Raw genomic sequence first — 7,109 nt, forward strand, 5'->3', positions numbered from 1 at the left:
GATGTCCTCGGCGGTGCCGCGCGCGACGCTCGCGAGCGTCGCGCCATCGACCGGCGACTTCGTCTCGAACGTCTCGCCGGAGGTCGAGGGAACGGTCTTGCCGTCGATCATGTGGCCGATGCCGTCGGCACGCAGCTTCTTCAAGAGCGGCGCGACGCGGTCGCGGTTGGCCTGGAACACATCGGCTTTCGGGGTGGGCTTATCCATGGGCGGCTTCCGCTTTCAGGGCGTCGTGGATGTTGTTGCGCTTCCAGCTGGTGTCCTTGTCGTTGATCTGCATGTCGAACGACAAGGCGAACTTGCTGGCGGCGAAGACGGGATCGAGATATCGGGAAAGCGCCTGGAAGACGTGTTCGCCGGCCTTCTGGCGCGTCTTGAGGTCGCGGCCCTCGCCGATGCGCAGCACCATGTCGAGAAAGCCGTAGTCCTGCCGTGCGTCCGCAATCGCATAATGCTCGCAGCGGATGGCGCGAACGCGTATGCCGCCGAGCGGGAAGATGCCGGTCTCGACCGCTGCCTTGCGCACGACTTCGCACACCAGCTTCATGTCGAGCTGGCTATCGAGATTGGCCGAATATTCGATCGTGAAATGCGGCATCGCGGTTTCACTCCCTGTCGTCTTATTGCTTTACGCGAAGTAGCAACTGACCGAGCCGTAGGCGCCATAGTCGGCCTGAATTGTGTCGCCCTTGCGGGTCTCGATCGGGCGGATGAAGGAGCCCGCAAGCACGACCTGCCCCGGCTCGAGCGCAAGGCCGAGCGGCGCGATCTTGTTGGCGAGCCAGGCGACGGCGGTCGCAGGATGATTGAGCACGCCGGCGGCGAGCCCCGTCTCTTCCAATTGGCCGTTCTTGAAGCAGAGCGCGCCGATCCAGCGCAGGTCTGCATCCAGCGGGCGGATCGGCCGTCCCCCGAGCACGATGCCGGCATTGGCCGCATTGTCGGCGATGGTGTCGAAAATCTTGCGCGTTGCTTTGGTCACGGGATCGACGCGCTCGATCCGCGTATCCAAAATCTCCAGCGCCGGCACGACGAATTCGGTGGCGTTGAGCACGTCGAACAGCGTGCAATTGGGCCCCGACAGCCGCTTGCTCATGACGAAGGCGAGCTCGGCTTCGACGCGCGTCGCAATGAAGCGCTCGGTCGGAATGATCCCGCCATCGGCGAAGAACATGTCGTCGAGCAGCACGCCGGAATCCGGCTCATCGATATCAAGTGCGCTCTGCATCGCCTTCGAGGTCAGGCCGATCTTGTGGCCTTTGACGATGCGCCCCTCCGCGATCTTGACGTCGACCCAGGCCTTCTGAATCGCGTAGGCATCGCCGATGGTGATCTCAGGGAAGTCCTGCGAGAGCTGGCGGATCTGCGTGCGGGTCTTCTCCGCCTGGTGCAGACGCTTCGCGCAAGCTTGGATATCGTCGTTGGAAAGCGCCATTCGTGATCTTACAAATTGGGGTGGCAGGAGATGCTTAACATGTTAAGTGAATGCGTCAAACACAATTTCGGCTTGCTGCACTGCAAACGTATTGCGGTTTGAAAGGGCATCATGGTGAAGAGACCGGCTGATCCAGCGAACGGAAGCGCGCCCGCCGCGCGCCAGGTGCCGATGCGCGATTTCTCGCGCTCGCTACCGATGTCGCTGCTGCGGGCCCGCGAAGCGGTGATGCGGCAGTTCCGTCCCTCGCTGCGCGAGCACGGCTTGACCGAGCAGCAATGGCGTATCCTGCGCGCGCTGGCGGCGATCGAAGCGGTCGAGGTCACGGAACTGGCGCGCACCGCCTTCCTGCTCGGACCGAGCCTGTCACGCATCCTGCGCGATCTCGAGGCGCGCAAGCTGATCGAGCGCAAGACCGCCAAGACGGATCAGCGCCGCAGCATGGTCTCGATCTCGAAAGAGGGGGTGAAGCTGATGGCCTCGGTGGCGCCGAATTCGGAGGCGATCTATGCCGAGATCACGCGACGCTTTGGCGCACGCAAACTCGCCGAATTGCAGGACATGCTAGGTGCGCTCGAACAGAGTCTTGCAGAGCTCGGCGGCGCCGAGGAGGCAAGTGCCGAGGAGTGAGAGCTGATATGCGCGTCCGGGTGCCGCGAGCCATGGACATAAACGGGGTTTTTCGCCCAAACTGCTGCCACGTTGGTGGTCGATCAGGTGCTGATTCCCGGCGATCCCGAGCGGAAAACCCGCGCTGAGCGCGCCCAGAACGGCATCCCCTTGCCGGATGACACCTGGGCGGCGATAGTGAACACGGCCCGCGAGGTCGGCGTCAGCGAGATCAGCATCCAGAGGGCGACCGCATAGGTCTTGCGCCATTGCGAGCGTAGCGCGGCGGCCCGGTTCGCGGTAACAGCGGGATTGTGCTGTCGCGGCGCTCGTCATGGTGACGATGGTCCAAATAACACGGTCCAAACAACAAAGAAGGAAGGCAACGTGGCGAACAAGGTCAAGGAAATCTGGAAGTCGGGCAAGGCCGTGGTCAACGCGTGGCTCGCAATTCCCTCCGGCTTCTCGGCCGAGATGATCGCGCAATGCGGCTTCGACAGCGTCACCGTCGACATGCAGCATGGCGTGCAGGACTATCTGTCGATGGTGCAGTGCTTCCAGGCCATGGACAAGCATCCGGTCACCCCGATGGTCCGCGTGCCCTGGAACGAGCCCGGCATCATCGGCAAGGTGCTCGACGGCGGCGCCTATGGCGTCATTTGCCCGATGGTCAACACGGCGCAGGAGGCCAGGAACCTGGTCTCCTATTCCAAATATCCGCCGCAGGGCGTGCGCTCCAACGGTCCGATCCGCGCCGGCATGTACGGCACCGCGGGCTCCTATCAGAAGACCGCGAATGCCGACACCATCCTGCTGCCGATGATGGAGACCAAGACCGCGGTCGAGAACATGGAAGCGATCCTGGACGTCGAGGGCATCGACGGCGTCTATATCGGCCCGTCCGACCTCGGCTTCTCCTACGGCCTCGAACCCAAGCTCGACCGCAGCGAGCCCGAGATCCTCGCGATCTACGAGAAGATCATCAAGGAATGCGGCAAGCGCGGCCTCAACCCCGGCATCCATTGCAGCGGCGCCGAAGGCGCAACGCGTGCCATCAACATGGGCTTCAAGCTGGTGACGCTCTCGAACGAGGTCGGCCTGATGACCACTTACGCCAAGATGCAGGTCAATGCGACCCGCAAGGATTCGGGCGGGAAGGCCTAAGCTCTCGCGAACGGCGAATGGGGAGTAGCGAATAGTGCTGCTCCCCTTTTTCCATTCGCCACTCACCACTCGCTATTCGCCTCCGAAGGAGATTCGCCATGACCATCAGCCCCGTCATCCGCCTGCATCCCGATGATGGCGTGCTGATCGCGCGCGCCAGCCTGCCGCCGGGGACGGTGGTCGCCGACGGCGTGACCACGCTCGAGCGCATTCCCTCCGGCCACAAGGTCGCGATCAAGCCGATCGCGGTGGGCGAGCCGGTCAAGCGCTACGGCCAGATCATCGGCTTTGCCACGGTGCCGATCGCGCCGGGCCAGCATGTGCACGTGCAGAATTGCGGCATGGGCGATTTCGCCAAGGACTACGCCTATTGCGCCGACGTCAAGCCGACGCCGAACTTCGACCTGCCGGCGACCTTCGAGGGCATCCGCCGCCCGGACGGCCGCGTCGCGACGCGCAACTATATCGGCATCCTCACCTCGGTGAATTGCAGCGCGCATGTCGCGAGCCTCGTCGCCGACGTCTTCAAGAAGAATCCATTCACCGGCGATAATCCGCTGGCCGACTTTCCCAATGTCGACGGCGTGGTCGCGCTGACCCACAAGACCGGCTGCGGCATGACGCAGAACGAGCCGCTGGCGCTGCTCCGCCGCACGCTCGGCGGCTACGCCCGCCACGTCAATTTCTCCCACGTCATCGTGCTTGGCCTCGGCTGTGAGGTGAACCAGATCGGCGGCCTGATGGAAGAGCAGAAGCTCGCCGGCCGCCTGCGCGCGATGGACATCCAGGAGGTCGGCGGCACCCGCAAGACGGTGGAAGCCGGTATCGCCTTCGTGCGCGAGGCGCTCGCCGACGCCAACAAGGTCACGCGCGAGTCCGTGCCCGTGAGCGAACTCACTGTCGCTCTGCAATGCGGCGGCTCGGACGGTTATTCCGGCGTATCAGCCAATCCCGCGCTTGGTGCTGCCAGCGATCTCATCGTGCGCCACGGCGGCACCGTGATCCTGTCGGAGACGCCGGAGACCTACGGCGCCGAACATCTGCTGACGCGCCGTGCCGTCAGCCGCGAGGTCGGCGAGAAGCTGGTCGATCTCATGCGCTGGTGGGACGAGTACACGACGCGCGAAGGCGCCGAGATGAATGCCAATCCGAGCCCCGGCAACAAGGCCGGCGGTCTCACCACCATTCTGGAGAAGTCGCTCGGCGCGATGGCGAAGGCCGGCACCACCAACCTCGTCGAGGTGCTGCGCTACGCCGAGCCCATCACCAAGAAGGGTTTTGTCTTCATGGACACGCCCGGCTACGACCCGGTCGCAGCAACCGGGCAGGTGGCGGGCGGCGCCAATCTCGTCTGCTTCACCACGGGCCGCGGCAGCGTGTTCGGCTGCAAGCCGGCGCCCTCGATCAAGCTCGCCACCAACACGCCCATGTACAAGCGCATGGAAGAGGACATGGACGTCAATTGCGGCACCATCCTCGAAGGCGAGGAAAGCGTCGAGCAATGCGGCCAGCGCATCTTCGAACTCATCCTCAAGACCGCCTCGGGTCAGCCGACCAAGAGCGAGAGCTTCGATTTCGGCGGCGCCGAGTTCGCGCCATGGGTGCTGGGCGCGACGATGTAGTCGCAGCGCGGACGCAATCGCGACGCAGTCGCAACTGAATCGTCTGAAGCAATGCGCCCGAGCGATAAGTGCAACGCGCGTAGTTGCGTGACATGCAGTGATCGTTCGCTAAGTAATGATACGGAGGCGCGCATCTCGTCCAGAGGTTCCCGGACTTACACCTGATTAACACTGTTGCCGTAGACAGGTGTGATGCGGCTCCACAGCGTGGTGGTGCCGGCCTTTGTCTAGGGATCAAAACGATGCAAGCGATACGTCCTACTGGGGTGGAAAATCTCCTCGGTGAGGAGGAGCTCATCGTATCGAAGACCGATCTCAAAGGCCGCATCACCTACGCCAACGACGTCTTTCTCCGCATGGCGAAATACCCCTGGAAGGAGCTGATGGGCGCGCCCCACAGCCTGATCCGCCATCCGGATATGCCACGCTGCGTCTTCAAGCTGCTGTGGGATACGCTCCAGGCCAAGCAGGAAATCTTCGCCTACGTCGTCAATCTTGCCGGGGATGGCAGCCACTATTGGGTGTTCGCCCATGTCACCCCGACGCTGGACGATCGCGGCAACATCATCGGCTATCATTCCAATCGACGCAGGCCCGATCCGGCGCCGGTCGAGCGCATCAAGCCGATCTATAAAGCGCTCTGCGCGGAAGAGGCGCGCCACGCCAATGCCAGGGACGGCATGCGTGCGAGCTTCGACGTGATGGTCGCTCTGCTCAAGCAAAACGGTGTTGCTTACGATGAATTTGTGCTCTCTCTCTAAGGCGCAGGGAGCGACCGCGCTCGCGTGTCTTCTCGTCACTATCGCGTTCGTCGCCTCGCTCCTCGGCTGGAGCGGAATCATCAGTGGAGCGCCGCTCGGCGCTGCGATCCTGCTGCTCGGCTGCGGCCTCTGGTGCCAGCATCGCGCGGCGGTGGCCGTCGATGAAGTGGCCGATGTGTGCCGCAAGGCGGCGCGCGGCGATCTCGAAGCGCGTATTCTGAGCGAGCGGCAGGCGGGGCGAATCGGCGCCGTCCAGAAGTCGGTCAACGACATGCTCGACATCACTGATGCCTTCGTCCGCGAGGCTTCGGCATCGATGGACTATGCCAGCCGCGGCAAGTATTTCCGCAAGATCCTCGCGCGCGGATTGCCCGGCTCGTTCCGCCGCTCGGCCAGCGTGATCAATGCCGGCACCGACAGTCTCGGCCGTCGCGTGGTCGAGATCGCCGGCCTGGCAAACCAGTTCGGCACGCATCTCGACGAAGTCGCAGGCAGCCTCATGAGCGCCGCGACTGATCTGGAATCCGACGCCGGCCAGATGGCGGCTGCGGCGGAGATCACGAACCGCCAGACGTCCGGCATGCGCAGCGCGTCCGATCAGGCCTCGGGCAATGTTGCGACGGTGGCGAGCGCCGCGGAGCAGCTCGCATCCTCGATCGCGGAGATCAGCCGCCAGGTGGCGGGATCGACCAACAGCACCAGTCGCGCCGTCAATGAGGCCAATCGCGCCGGCAGCGAGATCCGCGTCCTTGCGGAGGCCGCGCTGCGGATCGGCGACGTCGTCAAGCTGATCAGCGAGATCGCCGAGCAGACCAACCTGCTGGCGCTCAACGCCACGATCGAGGCGGCGCGGGCAGGCGAGGCCGGCCGCGGCTTCGCGGTAGTGGCTTCCGAGGTCAAGAGCCTCGCCAACCAGACCGCGAAGGCCACTGAAGAGATCAGCGCGAAGGTCGGCGAGATGCAGCAATCGACGACCAACTCGGTCGCGGCCGTCGAGGCGATCGCGCAGACCATCGGGGAGATCAACGGGATCACCGCCGCGATTGCGGCCTCCATCGAGCAGCAGGGATCCGCGACCCGCGAGATCGCCCGCAACGTCCAGGAAGCCTCGGCCGGCACCTCGCAGGTCTCCTCCAACGTGTCAGGCATCAGCGAAGCCGCCGCCGACACCGGCCGCGTGGCCAGCCGCGTCAACAGCGCCTCCGAACGCGTCCACGGCGAAGTCGAGACACTGAGGCGCGAAGTGACGCAGTTTTTGCAGCGGCTGACGTCTGCGGCGTAGGGCGCGATAGCGGCGAGATGGGGCGGGCTCTATCCGCTTGCTCGGAATCGTAGGGTGGGCAAAGGCGCACTTGCGCCGTGCCCACCATCTTCCCGATTAAAAGCGCAGGTGGTGGGCACGCTTCGCTTTGCCCACCCTTGTATTAGGGCGATCGATTATATTGAGCCGTTCCGTGAGGAATGGCCCAGCCCGGGTGGCCGCCCGAGCTGGGTCGCCGTTCGATCGGATCGGAGCCC

Annotated in this window: 7 protein-coding genes and 2 pseudogenes; 6 read left to right on the forward strand and 3 right to left on the reverse strand. The window is 64.1% G+C overall.

Annotation, left to right across the window (positions count from 1 at the left end):
* The 3 genes and pseudogenes from MOV74_RS26990 to hpaH form a co-directional block, all read right to left on the reverse strand.
* Positions 1-207 (reverse strand): annotated as a pseudogene (locus MOV74_RS26990) (5-carboxymethyl-2-hydroxymuconate semialdehyde dehydrogenase); the annotation flags it as partial.
* A complete protein-coding gene (locus MOV74_RS26995; protein ID WP_246929540.1) occupies positions 200-598 on the reverse strand; it encodes a 5-carboxymethyl-2-hydroxymuconate Delta-isomerase in 399 nt (132 codons plus the stop codon). The pseudogene MOV74_RS26990 and the gene MOV74_RS26995, both read right to left, overlap by 8 nt.
* A 30-nt stretch (positions 599-628) precedes the next feature.
* Complete coding sequence (gene hpaH, locus MOV74_RS27000; RefSeq protein ID WP_246929542.1) at positions 629-1,435, reverse strand: 2-oxo-hept-4-ene-1,7-dioate hydratase; 807 nt, start codon at positions 1,433-1,435, stop codon at positions 629-631.
* 111 nt (positions 1,436-1,546) lie between these two features.
* Between hpaH and hpaR the strand changes: the two genes are divergently transcribed.
* The 6 genes and pseudogenes from hpaR to MOV74_RS27030 all read left to right on the forward strand — a co-directional run bounded on the left by hpaR (position 1,547) and on the right by MOV74_RS27030 (position 6,873).
* The gene (gene hpaR, locus MOV74_RS27005) at positions 1,547-2,065 is read left to right on the forward strand and encodes a homoprotocatechuate degradation operon regulator HpaR (protein WP_246929545.1); all 519 of its coding nucleotides are present in this window, start codon (positions 1,547-1,549) and stop codon (positions 2,063-2,065) included.
* Positions 2,066-2,140: 75 nt separating this feature from the next.
* A pseudogene (locus MOV74_RS27010) lies at positions 2,141-2,302 on the forward strand (malate dehydrogenase); the annotation flags it as partial.
* Positions 2,303-2,431: 129 nt separating this feature from the next.
* On the forward strand, positions 2,432-3,208 hold the full coding sequence (locus tag MOV74_RS27015; protein ID WP_246929548.1) for an aldolase/citrate lyase family protein: 777 nt from the start codon (positions 2,432-2,434) through the stop codon (positions 3,206-3,208).
* 98 nt (positions 3,209-3,306) lie between these two features.
* Positions 3,307-4,830 (forward strand): UxaA family hydrolase, encoded by a 1,524-nt coding sequence (locus tag MOV74_RS27020; protein WP_246929549.1) that lies wholly within the window; start codon positions 3,307-3,309, stop codon positions 4,828-4,830.
* Between the two features lie 242 nt (positions 4,831-5,072).
* Entirely contained in the window at positions 5,073-5,591 is a 519-nt protein-coding gene (locus MOV74_RS27025; RefSeq protein ID WP_246929551.1) for a PAS domain-containing protein, read from the forward strand.
* Positions 5,569-6,873, forward strand: a complete 1,305-nt coding sequence (locus MOV74_RS27030) for a methyl-accepting chemotaxis protein (RefSeq protein WP_246929553.1) — start codon at positions 5,569-5,571, stop codon at positions 6,871-6,873. The genes MOV74_RS27025 and MOV74_RS27030 overlap by 23 nt, the downstream gene beginning before the upstream one ends.
* The last annotated feature ends 236 nt before the right edge of the window (positions 6,874-7,109 follow it).

It is taken from the genome of Bradyrhizobium sp. SHOUNA76, assembly GCF_023006445.1.
Taxonomy (GTDB): Bacteria; Pseudomonadota; Alphaproteobacteria; order Rhizobiales; family Xanthobacteraceae; genus Bradyrhizobium.

What these genes read in the sequence shown, in the direction of transcription:
- MOV74_RS27020 (WP_246929549.1), top strand. Translation starts at nt 3,307, where the DNA reads ATGACCATCAGCCCCGTCATCCGCCTGCATCCCGATGATGGCGTGCTG.
- MOV74_RS26995 (WP_246929540.1), bottom strand. Translation starts at nt 598, where the DNA reads ATGCCGCATTTCACGATCGAATATTCGGCCAATCTCGATAGCCAGCTC.
- hpaR (WP_246929545.1), top strand. Translation starts at nt 1,547, where the DNA reads ATGGTGAAGAGACCGGCTGATCCAGCGAACGGAAGCGCGCCCGCCGCG.
- hpaH (WP_246929542.1), bottom strand. Translation starts at nt 1,435, where the DNA reads ATGGCGCTTTCCAACGACGATATCCAAGCTTGCGCGAAGCGTCTGCAC.
- MOV74_RS27030 (WP_246929553.1), top strand. Translation starts at nt 5,569, where the DNA reads ATGAATTTGTGCTCTCTCTCTAAGGCGCAGGGAGCGACCGCGCTCGCG.
- MOV74_RS27025 (WP_246929551.1), top strand. Translation starts at nt 5,073, where the DNA reads ATGCAAGCGATACGTCCTACTGGGGTGGAAAATCTCCTCGGTGAGGAG.